The organism is [Flexibacter] sp. ATCC 35208, assembly GCF_001975825.1.
Taxonomy (GTDB): domain Bacteria; phylum Bacteroidota; class Bacteroidia; order Chitinophagales; family Chitinophagaceae; genus Chitinophaga.
In genome coordinates this window covers 26,219-44,398 of sequence record NZ_MTKN01000034.1, presented here as the reverse complement: position 1 = coordinate 44,398, position 18,180 = coordinate 26,219, and the positions used below count along the sequence as shown (strand labels likewise).

The window sequence follows — 18,180 nt, the reverse complement described above, 5'->3', positions numbered from 1 at the left end:
GAATTATTCTGAGATTTTTATGGCCGCAGATATATATTCAGCGCGTTCGAGATAATGTAAAATTTTTTCAACGGAGTGCTCTACGGTTTCATGGTCTGTATAGCAAATCACCTCCGGTTGCAGAGGTTCTTCATACGGATCATCAATGCCCGTAAAAGACTTTATTACCCCTGTACGGGCCTTTTTATATAACCCTTTCACATCCCTGCGCTCACATTCTTCAATGGGACATTTAACGTACACTTCTATAAAGTTGTCGATGCGCTGCCGTACCAGATTACGGGCATCATTATACGGAGATATCGCTGATACGATTACCACTACCCCATGGCGCGCAAGCAAGTTGGCTACAAAACCTATACGCATGACATTTATATCACGGTCCTCCCGTGAAAATGAAAGTCCTTTTGAGAGATGTTCCCTCACTACATCTCCATCCAGCGTTTCACAAGGTAGCTGCCGCTCCAGGAATTCCCTGTGCAACATTTCTGCAATCGTCGATTTGCCCGCACCACTCAGACCGGTCAGCCAGATAGTAAATCCTTCTGTTTTCATAACATGGGTTGAATGTTGCCTATAAAATAGCCGGTTTGGCAAATACTTTTTGCTGCGACTCCTCCACCATCTTGCGCCATTGGGAATTGTACACCGTATCCAGGTATGCTTCTCCGCTGTCTGGACAGATAAATAAAACCTGTGGTTTCTTATCCATTGCAGGGCGGTCGCCAAAATACTTCTTTATACAACTATAAGAAGCACCGGAAGAGGCCCCGGCAAACAACATGTGTTCATCCACCAGGGCGTGGCAGCCATCAATAATATCAACCTGTGGCACATGTATCACTTCATCAATATCCGCTTCGCCCAATAGCGGAGGTACGATACTGGAACCAATCCCGGATATAAAACGCTTACACGGCTCCTGCGAAAAAATGACAGATCCTTCCACGTCAATGGCAACAATACGGATACCGGGGAAGGCTTTCTTAAGACCTATTGACAAACCAGCAATAGTACCACAGGAACTAACGCCAATGAATGCATAATCCAGCGTTTCAAAATTATCTGCAATCTCTTTAGCCATAAATTGATGATAAGCCTGCGCATTCAGCTTATTCCCATATTGATTGGGCCAGAACACATTTTCACGCTCGCTGCACATCCTATGTACTTCGGCTAGCCTGGTAAGCAGATAACCACCCGTTTCATCTACAGTGGTTACCTTCATTACTTCTTTACACAAGTAGCGCAACAGCTTTTCGTAACCGGGGTTTATATTGGGATCTATAACCGGTATAAAATCTATGCCTGCCAGCTTACATAACATGGCCAGTGCAATTGCAAAATTGCCGGAGCTTGATTCCACGATGGTACTATTCTCGTTTACCCTACCACTTTCAATAGCCTTATACAGGATATTAAAGGCAGGTCGGCTTTTTATACTCCCGGCAAAATTGAAACATTCCAGTTTAGCATATATATCGGCATGCAGACCTTCAACAGGTAGCTTCCGCACCGGAGTGTTACCAATGAACTGCTGAACAGCTTTTAATTTTTTTAACAATTTCTTTTAGGTTTAATGATGATACAATGATGATATTACATTAATTGAACAACGACCATTTCTTCTTTTTCACAGGCTTTTCTACATATCGGCCTTCGGCAATTTCATACAGGATGGCGGCCAGTTCTTCCGGCTTATCCCGCCACATGAAATGACCTACGTCTGCCATTTCCACCAGCACCACCTTTTCTGCATACATTTTCCATTCGAGGTAACGGTTTTCATACCCTTTGGTAATAGGATCGCGGTCGCCTACGACTACATAAAAAGGCGCCTTCAGCAGGCGGTATTTATTCTCTTTCATCAGGCCCAGCTGATAATTGAACGAAGCTTTGGCCAGCACCCCATCATACTTGAGGTTGCGGAAGAAAATAAGCTGGTCTTCCAGTTCCTGCGGAAATGTGGCATCTATGCCTTCGAGGAAATCCACTAATTCATCGTCTGTCCTGGAATCATTTTCTGATACCGGCCGGGTACGGGGTAGCGCACCACCTGTGCAGATTGCCTGGATTGGGACCCCCTCATCCTGCAGCTGCCGGCCCAGTTCCAGTGCCAATCCAATACCGTTGCACTGACCGTAGATAATCACCGGGGTGGTGATTCTCTTTTTAATTTCTGCCATAATATCGCTGGCTAACTGCACAAGCAATGACTGTACAGTTTCACCGGGGCCGGGTTCAGGTCGCGGCAGACTTACACCATAAACCCCAATTTCATTGGTGAATTGTAACAGTGCTTTGGTGGTTTCATCATAAATAAGCGGATCACCGGCGGAGTTAGGTATGCCAATAATAGTGAGTGTATTTTTCTGATCAGCTGGCGTAAGTTCATATAACAATTGCAGGCTGCCATGACTATTTTGCTCAATACATACAGCCAGCTGCTCAATAGTAGGATGCTTATACAGATCTGGTACCAGGAATGCCTTGCCAAACCTGGAAACTATGCGAATAGCTTTAAAAGAATCTCCTCCTAAATCAAAGAAATTATCCCTGATACCAATGCGGTCCATCTTTAGTACATCTTGCCAGATAGCTGCCAGCTTTTCTTCTGTTTCGGTACGTGGCGCCAGGTATTCGCCCTGTTTAACTTCGGGAATTGATTCTGGTATTGCACGAATTACCGCACGATCTGTTTTCCCATTGGCAGTCACCGGAAGTGCCGGGATCACTGTAAAATAAGCAGGGATCATATAATCAGGCAGGCGGGCTGACATATAATTCCGTAGCGTTTCCACATCATAACCATCTTTTGCTACCACATAAGCACTCAGGTAAGTATCGCCATTAGGCGCCTGTTTATCAATCACCACTGCATCCTGTACAAAAGGTGAAAAAGTAATCGTCTTTTCTATTTCTTCAAGCTCAATACGAAAACCCCTCACTTTTACCTGGTAATCCTTGCGGCCAAAGAATTCAATTGCCCCGCTTTCGAGGTAACGGCCTACATCTCCGGTTTTGTAAAGACGAACGGAAGTATCATTACGGAAAGGATCATTCATGAAAGCTCCCGTTGTTTTCACTTTATCATTTATATATCCGCGGCCTACACCTACACCCGATACCATAATCTCCCCTTTTATTCCTATCGGGCATTGCTGCAGCTGCTCATTCACTATATAAATCTTCATGTTCTGTACAGGGTAACCAACAGGGATATTATCTACCTCCAACGGTCCGCTAATCTTGTAGTGTGTAATATCGTCTGCCGCTTCCGTAGGACCGTAAGCGTTAACCATAGGAATGCCAGGATATAGCATAAACCATCGGTTTACCAGTGCAGGTTTCAGAGTTTCGCCTGTCATGATCAAATATCGAAGATCAGGCAGCTGGATAGTGTGCGCTCCTTCCTCAATCAGATTCAGTAATATCGAAAGGTAAGAGGGGACCAGTTCGAGAATAGTTACTTTCTCTGCTGCTACCTGTTGCAGCAGGGCGGCAGGGTTCAATACCAGGTTGCGGTCATACACCAGTGTCATTCCACCCGGAACCAGCGCTGCCAGAAACTGCCATACCGATATATCAAAACAGTGTGATGCATTTTGCACAATGCGGCTGTCTGCTGTTAACTCCAGGTCATGCACTTTGGCATACAAATGGTTCATCATACCTGCATGTTCTACCATAGCGCCTTTAGGTTTACCTGTAGAACCAGATGTGTAAATGACATAAGCCAGGTCGCCGGGCATTATTTCTGTAGCAGGATTTATATCATTGTAAACCGCGCGTGCAGCCGCAGTCGCATCCAGGTCAATAACGTTGTATGATACCTGCAATGCCTGTCGCATACCGGGGTTATCAAGGCTGTTAGCCGTGAGCACCATCCGGGCTTTTGCATCGTCCAGCATCACAAGGATACGTTCTTCAGGATATGTAACATCCAATGGAATATAGGCAGCGTTGCATTTCCATACGGCCAGTATACTTATCAGCATGTTTTCCGATCGTTCCATCAGGATACCTACCCGGTCGTCTTTTTCAAGTTTGACGGTTTGTTGAATTTGCTGCGCCAGCTGGTTAACAGCAGCATTGAGACGGGCATATGTCATATGCCTGGTTCCATTCGAAATTGCTATCCGGTCTGGCGTCGACGCTGCATGCTGCTCAATAATGCGGATGATGGAAGCATTGGATAATAATGGTACATCCGAATTATTGAAAATATTTACCATAGCCTGGTCTGCGGGAGTAAAAACAGACAGGCCGGCTATTTGTGTCGCTGGCTGGTGAAGAACCTGTTCAAGCAATTGTTTGAACATGGCAGCTACACGTTTCATAAATGTACCTTCAAATGCATGCTCGTTATAGGTGAACTCTACAGATAAGGTTTTGCCAGCCAGTATATCCACGCAAAGGTCATAGTTCGTTTGCTCAAATGTGTCCCGCAAGGCAATCTCCAATCCATGGCCCCTCTCTGTTGTTTCAAGAGGGATTTCAGGAAACTCAATCATGACCAGTATATGATCTAAAAGGTGCTTTTTAAGCGGAGAAAGCGACACAATCTCACCAAAAGGATAGTAATCGTAATTCCGGTTCTGCAACAGCTGTGCATTGGCAGTATCCAGCAAGTCCTCAAAGGTTTTTGAAGGATCTGCTTCGAGACATACCGGTATAGTGTTAATGAACAGTCCCACCATTTGCTCTACGCGCTCCAACACGGCCGGCCGGCCGGCTACTACCACCCCAAAAACCACTTTACGCTGCCCCGTAAGCTTACTGAGCAGCGTACCCCAGATGACCTGCAAAAGGGTAAACAGGGTAGTATGATGTTTTACAGCCATAGCCCGCAGACCATTTACGAATTCCGGCTGCAGGGCAATCCTTTCCTGCCGGCGTAAATAACCCGGTTGTTGCTGGGCAGCTGGTTTACGACCGGGGAATGTCAGGGTTTCATCATAGTCCTTCAGGTATTGTTGCCAGTACGTCCGTGCTTCCTCTTTATTAATACTTCCTAACCATTTGATGTAATTACTGAAAGGCTGGGCAGGCGGCAATGCTATCGGTATACCCTTAACAATAGCTGTGTATAATTGTACCAGCTCGCTCATCAGTATACGCAGTGACCATCCATCCATCATAATATGATGATAGCTCCATATCAGCTCGCAGCTGTTATCTTCCGTCTGTAGCACAGCAACCCGTATCAGTGCATCTTTTGAAAGGTCAAAGTTCCGCTGCTTTTCATCTACCTTGAAGGCTTTAACAATAATCTCCTTTTCTGTCGGGGTTGTTACGTTACGCAGATCTTTATATGTAAATGGCGCAACCCACTGTTTTAATACGATCTGCAAAGGCACTTCCACCTTTCCATATTTAAATACAGTGCGCAGTGCATCATGACGGTTAACTAGTTGCTGCAAAGCTGCTTCTACAGCTGCTATCTGTAAGTCCCCGGTAATACGGAAAGCCGACTGCTGGAAGTATGCGCCGGTTCCATCATCCATAAGTGCATGAAAAAGGATCCCCTCCTGCATGGATGAAAGCGCATAAATATCTTTAATGTTTTCTTTTGTGAGCATACATTTCCTGTTAATCAAATAAATTATCTATTGCATCAATGGATAAATGTTTATAGGTAAAATCGCTGGGTGTTAACTCTGTCGTTTCCCTGCTTAAACAATGTGCGATCACATCCTGCAGGGCTTCCTTATAATACTGCATAAATGCTTCCATATGATTCATATCGTATTGTTTGCTGCTGAAGGAAACTGACATGGTAAGGCAATTCCCGGCAATCATACCGGTTACCTCCCAATCATGCGGCCGGCGGGCTTCAGGCGCCTGTAGTGCGCCGGCTGTTTCCGGTGCAATAGTAAAGAGGTGATGCTGCAGGTCAGCGTCAAACTGCCCCAGGTAGTTAAAGCTTATCTGCGGTTGAAGGTTAAACAATTCCTTGTTGGTGGCCGCACCAAGGTATTTTAAGATACCATATCCAATCCCCCTGTTAGGAATTTTGCGCAGGTGCTCCTTTACTACCTTAATGTGGCGAGACAATTCTAGCTGCTCATCCCAGTTAAATATTACCGGGTATATGGCTGTGAACCAGCCGACAGTACGGCTTACGTCAATCCCGGGTAAGATCTCCTCCCGGCCATGACCTTCCAGTGCAATGGCTGTAGCCGTATAACCATACATTTTATAAATAGCCCTTAGCAGTGCTACCAGCAGTATATCATCGATCTGTGAATTGAAAGCTGCATTCACTTCCGTAAGTAGCTGAGCCGTTTCTTGCTGGTCAAGGCGGAATCCTTTTTTCTCCTTATACTTCACGAGGTTGTCCTCAGCTGATCCTTTACATGGAATGGCCGGCACTGTCGCTGAGGTTATCTGCTGCCAATAGTGTTGCTCTTCCATGGCAGCTACAGTACCCGCATATAATTTCAGCTGTTCAGCCCACACCTTGTATGCCTCCGTTTTATAAGGGAGCTCCAATGCCTCCTGCCGCATATACTGACCATACAATCGTTGTATATCTTCAAACAGTATGCGCCAGGATACACCATCTATGACCATATGATGTGCTGCTATCAGCAGACGGTCGCCATCAGGTAAGTGAAACAACGCCAGTTTCATTAAAGGGCCTCCTTCCAGGTTAATACCTGCCTGCAATGCATCGGCAAGAGCTGTCAATTCACTTTTAGTAATGGTGTGCTCTTCCAGGTGCAGCGGCATAACGGCCAGGTTTTGCTGTCGCCATTCACCATCTGCCTTGGGTTGTAATACTATCCGCAATGCATCGTGATGCGCAGTAATTTTGGAAAACACAGCCTTTATAGCGCTTTTATCAAATCCCTCCGGCGCATATAGCATTACAGCCTGATTATAATGATGCAGGTATCCGGGTGTACTGTTCGCCAGGAAATCAAGCTGTATAGGCGTAAACGGTATCTCACCGGTAACAGGTTCCTGGCTGGCCATAACGCTTACTATCATTACTTTCGGCGCCAGCATAGAAATGGTAGGATATTGGAAAAAATCGCTCATCTTCAGCAGAAGCTTTTTACCATGCAGGTGAGCGATTATCTGTATAGCACGAATAGAATCTCCTCCCAGGTTAAAGTAATTATCATGAATACTTATACGCTGTTTGCCCAATACCTTTTGCCATGCCGTTGCCAGCAGCATTTCTATTTCATTACGCGGTGCGGTGTAACCACTATCTTCTGTTATGTTCTCATCTGGCAGAGGCAGGCGCTTACGGTCAATTTTCCCGTTTTGGTTTAATGGAAATTCCTCCAGCACAACAAACGCTGAAGGAATCATAAATTGCGGAAGACAATTGCGCAGGTAAAACTGCAGGGACAATATTTCAGGTACATTGTCCTTCTCCGCCTGCAACCAGGCTACCAGCTGCTGCTTACCGTTACTGTCTTTTATAGCAGCAACTACGTTATGGCGGATGCCGGGATACCTCGACAATGCAGTTTCTATTTCGCCCAATTCAATACGGAAGCCGTGTACCTTGACCTGGAAATCGAGACGGCCAACGTATTCCATATTCCCATCTGGCAGCCATCTGCCAAGATCACCGGTGCGATAAATGCGTTTACCCGGTAAGGTCGGATGTTGTATAAACTGCCGTGCATTCAACTCCGGCTGGTTTAAATATCCCATACTTAAACAGTCACCTGCTATGCAAATTTCCCCTGTAATTCCTTCAGATAATAATTGCTGCTGTGCATCCAGGATATAAAACTGAGTATTGGCTATCGGCTTACCAATAGGTATATTGTTGTGGCCTGCAGCAAAGCGGTAGCAGCTGCTGTACGTAGTATCTTCGGAAGGACCATACAGATTGCGGACAGCAATCCTTTCATAGTCAAGTTGCTGGCGGAAGTGTAATGGTACCGGCTCTCCGGCCACATTGATCACGTTCACCCTGCTGAAGTCCACATCGGCGGCCAGTAAATTATCTATCACAGACGGTACTGTGTTGAGCAGTATTTTTTCATCCTTATCCAGGAAATGGATAATATCAGCTCCAGATTGCAGTAACCGGATGTATTTTCCCGTACAAAGTGTATAGAATATCTCAAAGACTGACAGATCGAAACAATAAGAGGTTGTGGCAAATACCGTATTAAAATCGTCTGTCGCAAACTCCTGAATAGCCCAGTAAAGAAAGGCAACTACATTGCGATGAGTTAACTGAATTCCTTTAGGCTGGCCTGTAGATCCAGAGGTATAAATGCAGTAAGCTACAGCCGCTGAATCGGTCTCCGTCACCGGGTTTGTAACAGGATAAGCTTGCAGGATAGTTTGCAATGCCTCATTTAATTCCAGCAACGCCACACCTTCCTGTACATAAGATGCGGTCATCTCCTTGTTACTGGTCAATATCAGCTGTACTGTTGCATCCTGTAAAATGTAATGAATGCGGTTTGGCGGATAATTTATATCTATAGGCACATAGGCAGCACCAGCCTTTAATACGGCCAGCATACTCACAACCATCCAGTCGTTGCGTGCTGTCATCAGCCCAACCAATGCACCAGGAGTAAAATGTGGGTGGGCCAGTATATAATGCGCCAGCTGGTTGGCTCTTCTATTCAATACTTCATAAGTGAATACATCCGTATCAGTTACTAAAGCAGTATGATGAGGTGTAAGCAATGCCTGTTCTTCCAACAGCTGTTGCATCGTTTTATGCGCAGGATATGCGAGTGGCTGACCACTAAATGCAAACAACAGCTTCTCCTTTTCCGCCGCAGGTAAATAGTCAAGCTGCTGCAGGGGAACGTTTTTATTGGCAGTCACCGCGCGACACAGACCTTCAAAATGACTGAACATACGTTCTATACGCCCTGGCATAAACAGATCAGTGTTGTACTCAATATTTACCGACATCCCGTCTGTTGTTTCATGAAAATAAAAGCTCAGATCTACCTTGCTGATACCGGCACTACCTGCACTGTAAGGTGATATTGAAAGACCTTTGACAGCAGGAAGCTGGCTCGTATTATCACCAGTATTCTGCAATACAACCATCACATCGAACAATGGAGAGCGGCTGGTATCACGGGAAAGCTGTAGTTCTTCTACCAGACTATCGAAAGGATAGATCTGATGTTCATAAGCATCCAATGTATCCTTTCTGACTCTATCCAGCAATTCGGTGAAGGTGGCGCTGCCACTAAACGTGGTACGCAGTGCCAGCGTATTTACATAAAAGCCTACCTGATCTTCAAGGTCTGGATGATGACGTCCTGCAATCGGTGAACCAATCACAATATCCTCCTGTCCGGTATAACGGTACAACAGTGTATTTACCACTGCCAATAATGCCATGAAAGTGCTGGCGCCGGAAGCATTTGCCAACTGTCGCAAGGCATTTGTAGTGGCGGCATCCAGGTTAAACCGCATGTTATTTCCATGATAGGTTTTAACCGGTGGCCTGGTAAAATCAAGTGATAATTCCAGAACCGGTACTGCCGTATTGAAACGCTGTAACCAGTAAGTTCTGTGATACTGATTGCTGGCGCCGGTCAGATGGCTATTCTGCCACAAGGTATAGTCCTTATATTGGATACGCAGGGATGGCAGTGGTTGACCTGTTACGTAATGCGTGATCAACTCTTTCATTAACACATCCATTGACCATCCATCGCTGACAATATGATGCATGTTAAGCGCCAACACATGCTGTGTATCAGTCACATGTATCAGTAAAATACTGATGAGCGGCCCTTGTTCCAGGTCAAAACGTTGTGAAGCATGTGCACGAACCATTGCTTTCACATCCTGTACTTCCGCTGTAACATACTTTAACTGGACACCTGCATCAGCTACGGGGATGATTACCTGCCGTGGCATAGCGGCTACTTTTACAAAACGTGTGCGCATACTTTCATGCCGTTTCACCAGCCAGGTAAACGCCTGTTGCAAAGCCGCTAAATCCAGTGGCCCTTCCAGCGCATATGCACTGCTCATATTATAGGCCAGCGCAGCTTCTTCCCATTCATTCAGCATCCAAAGCCTGCGCTGTGCGTTTGACAGTGGGTAGGAAGATTGTGCGGTGGCTACCGGTATGGTTTCAAACACCTCTTTTGTGTGTCCTTCCAACGCTACTGCCAGTCCGGCAATAGTCGGGAAACTAAACAGGGTGCGCAGGTCAAGTCTTATACCTGATTGCTGATGCATTCGGGACACTACCTGTGTCGCTTTCAAAGAATGACCACCCAGGTCAAAGAAGTTATCGTAAATACCCACCGTATCCAGCTTTAACACCTCCTTCCAGATAACCGCCAGCTGTACTTCCAGCTCAGTGCGGGGTGCTACATAAACTGCACCCGCAACTGCACGTGCGGCTACAGGCGATGGCAGTGCTTTGCGATCAAGTTTTCCATTAATGGTTAACGGAAATTTATCCAGCAAGGTAAAATATGTTGGTATCATGTATTCCGGCACCTTCATCTTAAGGAAACTTCTTAGGGCCGGTACAAGTTTATCTTTCAGTTGTTGGGAAATCGGGTTGTTTGTATATGCTCCTCCCCGGGCTGCTTTTAAATCCTGCCGTAGTAGCTCGTAATATAACATGGAAGGTAAGATGGCTCCTTTATTAGAATCAGCGGTAAGAATAATATCATAGCATCCGCCATCTTGCTGCCTGCCCCAACCCAGATAAACATTATAATTAGCAGCAGCAGCCAGCTCCAACACAGCCCTTTCATCCATTAACGGTACAACAGTTTGCGCCATCCTCTCATGAAGTGTGGAAATAGCATCTGTTGCATGCGCAGCCGCCAGCTCCTTCATCAGCAGGTTACTCTCCTGTAAACGGCTGTTATGTACTGCAGCAATGCCGAGTTGACGGGGCTGAGCAGTGTCAAGATGTAACTTTAAATCAGTCAGCGTTACATCGTTCAGCCAGGTGAATGCAGGAATTGCTGCAGGCATTTGCGAAACATGTATTATAACCTGATACCGGAAACGGCTCAATTCATTTTCGTAATCTCCTTTTTTAGGCACTATTTCAACCCAACCAATACCTGGCAACTGCTCCTGCAGGGAAATAAAATAAGCAGGATCTACCAGCAATTCCTTCTCATGATCAAGTACTGTAAGTATCTGCTGTTGAAGTGCGGTTACCGTGGTCGAAGCTGCGGCTTTGCTGTAAGCCACACTACCATGGAATTGGGTCGCCAGCGGCAGGCTGCGCACATCACCTATTATCAGCTGACCTCCGGGACGCAATAAACGGATAGCAGTAGCTATGGTATCTGTAAGATAGCTGGCATTAGGAAAATACTGGATAACAGAGTTAATGAGGACCGTATCAAAACTTGCCGTCTCCAGGTGACTTAACAGGTGCGCAGGCCGCTGCAGCAAGGTTACATGATCCCAACTTCCGGGAATGGTACGAATACATTCCGTCAGATACTCTATGGCTACAGCAGAAATTTCCGTACCCACATACCGCTGTGTATACGGTGCTATCCGGAATAACAGCAAGCCCGTACCACAACCTATTTCAAGTACATTTCCAGGCTGGTAATGTAATACAGTGTTTACAATATCATTTACCCACACCAACATTTCTTCTGCCGGAATAGGCAATCCTGTGTAACTGCTATTCCAGCCTTTAATGTTAAACAGTGGGTCTATACTTTTATCTTCCTCCTCACGGTAAGTATGTTCAAATATTGATTGCCATTCAGCAACCCTTTCTGCATGCATGTTTTCTGTATCCTCCAATACATGCAGGGCATCAGAGCTACATACCAGGTAGGCTGCCAGGCTTTTTTCTTCCTGCGAGCTACCAATTGTCAATGCCACAGCCTGGTCAATAGCCGGGTGTTTAAGAATAGCAGCTGCCACCTCACCCAGTTCTATTCGGTACCCGCGGATCTTTACCTGGTCGTCGTTCCGGCCGGCATATTCAATTAAACCATTTGGTAAAAAGCGGCCTACGTCACCAGTCTTGTATAAGCGCTCTCCCTCCGCAAATGGATGGGGTATAAATTTTTCTGTTGTGAGGGCACCCTTATTACGGTAACCACGGGCAAGCCCAATACCGCCCAGGTGAATTTCCCCATATATACCTGGCGGAACCAGGTTTCCATGCCTGTCCAATATATACACGCCAGTATTCCAAATGGGTTGACCTATCAATACTTTCTCTGTCCCTGAATCAGTTTCAAAATACGTAACATCCACGGCTGCTTCCGTAGGCCCATACAAGTTATGAAGTTTCACTGCCGGTAACAGTCGGTGATGCTGCTGAACACTTTCCAGCTGCAATGCCTCCCCGCTCGTAAATATATGACGCAGCGAAGCCATGTTACAGTTACTCTCCTGTGCCAGTACGGATAGGAAAGTATTAAACATACTAGGTACAAAATGAAGGGTGGTAATACCTTCACGGTTGATTATATTTATCAGCGCCTGCGGCGAATAAACCATATCGCGGCTGCACAGCACCAATCTGGCCCCAAAACAAAGCGTCATGAAAAATTCCCAAACCGAAACATCGAATACATAAGCTGTTTTCTGAAGTATACGGTCATCCGCAGTAAAACGGTAGTGTTCCTGCATCCACTGTATCCTGTTCACAATACTACGATGCTCGAGTTCACACCCTTTGGGCTGTCCGGTAGAACCAGATGTATAAATAATGTAAGCCAGGTTGTGCGGCGTAATAACTGGTTCGGGGTTATGACCCGGCCAGGATGCAAGCACCTGCAGATCGTCTGTAAGCAATATCTTTTCGCAGGGCAATTCACTGACAATGCGCTGCTGAGGATGCGTAATGAGAATACGCAACCCACTATCTTCCACAATATAGCGGATCCGGTTTTCCGGATATTCAGGATCAATAGGCACATAAGCGCCGCCTGCTTTTAAAATACCCAGCATGCCAATTACCATAGCAGGAGAACGATCGAGAAGTAAACCTATCGGCTCATCCGGCTGCACATGCAGACCATCACGCAGGTAATGTGCCAGTCGGTTGGCAGTTTCATTCAGCGAATTGTAGGTGTAAGTAGTGTTGCCGGCCACGAGGGCAATGTTACCGGAGTGATGAGTGACTGTTTTTTCAAACAGCGATACCAGCGTTTCCTGTACCATAAAAGGATACACTGTATTGTTGAATACCTGCAGCAGGTTGGTTATTTCAGTTGGTGTGAGATAAGCATGACTGCTGACAGCCTTCCCGGGATGTTTTACTAACAATGCCAGCAGGTTCCTGAAGTGTTCGGTAACCAGTAGCATACTCTCCCTGGTAAACAGTGCGCTATCATATTCCAGCATGGCAGAGAGTCCATTCTCACGACGACTAAAACTCAGCCACCAATCGAATTTGCTTACACGGTGCTCCATCGTATAACTGCTGATCTCCAACTCCTGTAAAGCAGGTAGTGGACGATTGTCAAGATTGGTATTCTGTAATACCACCATCACATCAAATAAAGGATTGCGGTTCATGACACGCTCCAGGTTCAGCTCATCCACCAACTGATCAAATGGGTATAACTGATGCTCATAGGCTTCCAGCGAGGTGGTCCGGGAATTATGCAGTAGGTCATAAAAAGTGCTGTTGCCACTGAAACGCGTGCGCAATGCAAGCGTATTTACATAAAAACCAATCTGGCTTTCCAGGGAGGCATGCGCTCTGCCGGCTACCGGCGAGCCAATCACAATATCTTCCTGACCGGTATAGCGGTACAGCAAGGCATTGGTAGCTGCCAGCAAAGCCATAAACAAGGTGGCTTCCTGCTGCTGTGCCACATCCTCCAATGCTTTAACCAGCGATTCTTCTATTACAAATTTCACAGCTTCTCCACGGTAGCTTTTAACAGCAGGACGCTCATGATTCAGCGGTAACTCCAGCACAGGAATATCATCCCCGAAACGTTGCAGCCAGTAGTTACGGGTTTCCTGTATCTCCTCTTCCTGCAGGCGATGCTGCTGCCACATGGTATAATCCTTATAATGAATATCCAGTGGAGGAAAAGGTAATGACATACCGGTACGGAATGCTTCATACATAGCCAATACTTCCCGTACCATAACACCCATAGACCATCCATCGCTGATAATATGGTGCATGGTAAGCGCAAAAACATAACCGGTATCTTTTGTCTGCAGCAACAGGGCACGGATTAGTGCCCCCTGCTGCAGATTGAATAGTTCGTGGGCATTTGCAGTTACCCTGGCCTGAATATCCTGGGATGATACCACGCTGTTGCGCAGATCCTCGTATTCCAGTTCAAAGGTGATATCTCCCGGGCCTACAATCACCTGCCTGGGCTCACCGTTCAATACTTCGAATCTTGTTCGCAGACTTTCATGACGCACTATCAATGTCTTAAAAGCTAAACGCAATGCATCAATATTCAGCTGTCCCTCCAGGTAAAAGGCATTGGACATATGATAAGCGCTGGCTGTTTGTTCCCACTGTTGAAGTATCCATAAACGGCGCTGCGCATCTGAAAGGGGGTAACTATCCTGCGGAATGGCAGGTTCAATAGCCCATGCAGTCATACTATTCCGCTCTTGTAAAATGCTACACAGGCCGGAGATAGTGGGATGTATAAAGATATCCTGTAGGTGCAGACGTATGCCCATCTGCTGGTGCACACGCGACACTACCTGGGTAGCCTTCAATGAATGTCCACCCAGTTGAAAGAAATTATCATCTACACCAATACGTGAAAGACCCAGTATTTCAGACCATATATTTACCATTGATTGTTCCTGGGGATTACGGGGTGCAGTATATGTTGTTTGTAATTGTGTCTGCATCTCCTTCACACCAGGCAATGCCTTTTTATTCACCTTCCCATTAGGCGTAAGTGGCAGTTCCGGCAGCGGAACTATATAGGCTGGCAACATATATTCAGGCAATACTTTGCGCAGGTTATTTCGCATATCTGATATATCTTCAGTAATGCTGCCTGCCACATATGCCACTAAAACCGGCTCGCCCGTAGTAGTATCTGCTACTACCACAGCTTCGCCGGCACTGGTATATTTTAATATCGCCGTTTCAATTTCAGCCGGCTCAATACGGAAACCACGCACCTTCACCTGCTCGTCCACACGGCCCATGATCTCTATTTGGCCTTCTGGCAGCCAGCGGGCAATATCACCTGTACGGTACATCCTGGTACCGGTTATAAATGGATTATCTACAAAACGTTCTGTTGTAAGCTCAGTGCGGAATAAATAACCTTTTGCCAAACCTGTGCCCCCTATATATAGCTCACCGGCTACCAGGGTGGCCGCTGGCGCACGATGCTGGTCCAGCACATACAACTGTGTATTGGCAATAGGTTTACCAATGGTAATGCGGACTCCTGCCGTAGTTATTTCATTAACAGCCGACCAGACTGTAGTCTCAGTGGGCCCATATACGTTATACAATGATCCGCACCGTTGTAACAGGCTCTGCGCCAGCTCAGGTGATAACCTTTCTCCCCCGCACAGGATTTTTAATCCGGTTGTGCCCTGCCAGCCCTGTTCTATCAGCATACGCCAGGTGCTGGGAGTAGCCTGCATAATAGTACATGTACCTGTATCCAGTATAGCGTTGAGCAGTGCAGGATCTTTGCTTTCTGAGGCAGACGCCAGTCTCACTGCAGCACCACTGATTAATGGCAGGAAAAGCTCCAGTACCGAAATATCAAATGCACAGGTAGTAACGGCCAGCAGTACATCGCTGGCATCAATACCAGGCTCCTTTTGCATACTTGTTAAGAGGTTCAGCGCAGCACGGTGTGGAATGTCCACGCCTTTAGGCAACCCGGTCGAACCGGAGGTATACAGTACATACATACTGTCTTCTCTGGACTGCTGCTGTTCTAAATTATTAATAGGATATTGTTCCAGCTCCTGCCAGATATCTTCTAAACAAATCGACTTAACAGGCAGCTGCTCATACAATTCCTGCTTGTTTCTTTCCGTCAACAGACTGGTAATACGGCTATTCTCTGCAATGTAGGCAACCCGGTCCACCGGGTAACCAGCATCCAGCGGCACATATGCCGCGCCAGCCTTCATTACCGCCAGCATAGCAATCAGCATGTGCGCAGAGCGATCTACCAGTATTCCAATACGATCGTTGGGCTGCAAGCCCACGCTCTTATGCAAATAATGAGCGAAGCGGTTCGCTGCTATATTCAGCTCATGGTAGTTAAACACGCCATCCCCCGTGATGAGTGCAATGGCTGTTGGGGTGCGAATTACCTGCGCTTCAATCAATGCATGTACCGTGGTCTGAGGAACTGGTGGAACCATCGTGTCATTCAAGGTATATAATAACAGGTTCCGCTCCTGTTCCGTCATATAATCAAGCCTGGACAGCGGCTCCCCGACACCCATCTCCACGCTTTTGATCAGGGTTTGCCAATGGTCTGCCATCCGGTGGATATATCCGGGGGTGAATAGCGCAGTATCATATTCAATGCTTAGCATCAGTATACCATTCAACTCACGGAAATTGAAGGTAAGATCAAACTTACTGGAAGTAGCAGGCAACGCATAACTTTCAAGCACAGCCCCATTAAAGGAGAAGTCGCTGGCCAGCGCAGTACGGTTGTTATGCAGTACGATCATCACATCAAACAATGCTGAACGGCTTAAATTTCTTGCCAGCTTCAGCTCTCCGACCAATTGATCAAACGGGTACTGCTGGTGCTCAAAAGACTGTAGCGTAGTATTCTTTACAGCTGCGAGCAGCATGTCAAAATTATCTTCTCCTGAAAAACGTGTACGCAAAGCAAGCGTATTGGCATAGAGCCCTACCTGCTCTTCAAGGTCACTGTAATCCCGCCCGGCAGTAACAGTACCAAGCACGATATCCTCCTGGCCCGTATAACGGTAGAACAAGGCATACAACGTAGCCTGCAATACCATGAACAAACTGGCTCCTGAACGATTGGCGGTATCAATTAACGTCTTATGCACACTACTGTCAACCTGCAGTGTGTACACATTACCCTTATAGGATTTTACAACAGGTCTTGAAAAATCAGTAGGTAACTCCAATACAGGTACTTCGCCACTGAACTGTTGCAACCAGTATTGATGGTGTACATTGCTGTCCTGGCCAGATAACAGTTCCTGCTGCCAGGCCGCAAAATCCCGGTAGTGCACCTCCAGTGGTGATAAAGGATTTTCCTTTCCCTGGCACAATGCATTGTAAACCGCCGCCAGCTCCTTCATCAGTATTTCCATAGAGCTGCCATCACTCACAATATGATGCATAACACATGCAAACACATGTTCATCAGCAGCGATAGTGATCAGGGCCACCCTGACAGGCAAACTGCTTTCCAGGTCAAATGGAGCAGCTATAAAGGCGGCTAACAGCTGTTCAGTTGTCTGACCGTTAATATGACCACATGTCGCATCATATTCCTGCAAAAAATCACTAATCCGCGGAGGATGCAGTATACGCTGCCGGGGTTCTCCATCTATCTCACTGAACACAGTGCGTAGGCTCTCATGTCTTGCCAGCAACAATTCAAAAGCCTTATAAAATGCGGTTTTATCCAGGTTTCCTTTTATAGTACCAGCCACCGGTATATGATAGGTAGCAACCCCTTCCGAAAACTGGTTGATAAACCATAACCTTCGTTGTGCATGTGATACAGCATAGTCCTCCTGCTGTGGCAGGCGACGTATCGTTTGCTGCATCACTTTTTCCTGCAGCTGAATCAAAAGGGCCTGTTTTTCTATAGTGGTGTTCCTGAAAATATCAGTGAGCCTGATATCTACCTGAAAATGTTTAGTTATACGTGATACCAGCTGTGTAGCTTTAATACTATTACCCCCCGAACGGAAAAAATCGTGGTGTATACCCAACCCATCCTGGTTCAGCAGGTTATTCCAGATCACCAGCAAATCCTCTTCCACTGCATTCCCGGGTGCTAAATAAGTCGTGTTGGCAACAGGTACTTTTTCATTGGTGCGGGGCAGTTTCACCAAATCTTTAGCAGTAACTCCTGCCAGTGTCTTTATAAAATTTTCCTTCTTCATCAGAATTTTTTTGCATAATCATGGCATGACATCACCTGCTCCGTCATTTTACATATGATGGACATGTACTGTCAGGGAAAAAATTACCTTACAGAGTGCTTTAGCCTCCGGATACATAAAATTGTACTTCCTGTA

At 46.3% G+C, this 18,180-nt stretch carries 4 protein-coding genes; all 4 read right to left on the bottom strand.

Annotation, left to right across the window (positions count from 1 at the left end; all coding sequences use genetic code 11):
* Window positions 1–3: 3 nt before the first annotated feature.
* Genes cysC through BW716_RS20610 form a run of 4 tightly spaced genes read right to left on the bottom strand, consistent with a single transcriptional unit; the run spans window position 4 to window position 18,045 of the window.
* Window positions 4–597 (bottom strand): adenylyl-sulfate kinase, encoded by a 594-nt coding sequence (cysC, locus tag BW716_RS20625; RefSeq protein ID WP_255373885.1) that lies wholly within the window; start codon window positions 595–597, stop codon window positions 4–6.
* A complete protein-coding gene (sbnA, locus tag BW716_RS20620; RefSeq protein ID WP_083725491.1) occupies window positions 575–1,564 on the bottom strand; it encodes a 2,3-diaminopropionate biosynthesis protein SbnA in 990 nt (329 codons plus the stop codon). Before sbnA ends, cysC begins: the two co-directional genes overlap by 23 nt.
* Before the next feature lie 40 nt (window positions 1,565–1,604).
* Window positions 1,605–5,582: a non-ribosomal peptide synthetase gene (locus BW716_RS20615; protein WP_083725489.1), complete on the bottom strand. Its 3,978-nt coding sequence runs from the start codon at window positions 5,580–5,582 to the stop codon at window positions 1,605–1,607.
* Window positions 5,583–5,592: 10 nt separating this feature from the next.
* On the bottom strand, window positions 5,593–18,045 hold the full coding sequence (locus BW716_RS20610; protein WP_083725487.1) for a non-ribosomal peptide synthetase: 12,453 nt from the start codon (window positions 18,043–18,045) through the stop codon (window positions 5,593–5,595).
* Window positions 18,046–18,180 lie beyond the last annotated feature (135 nt).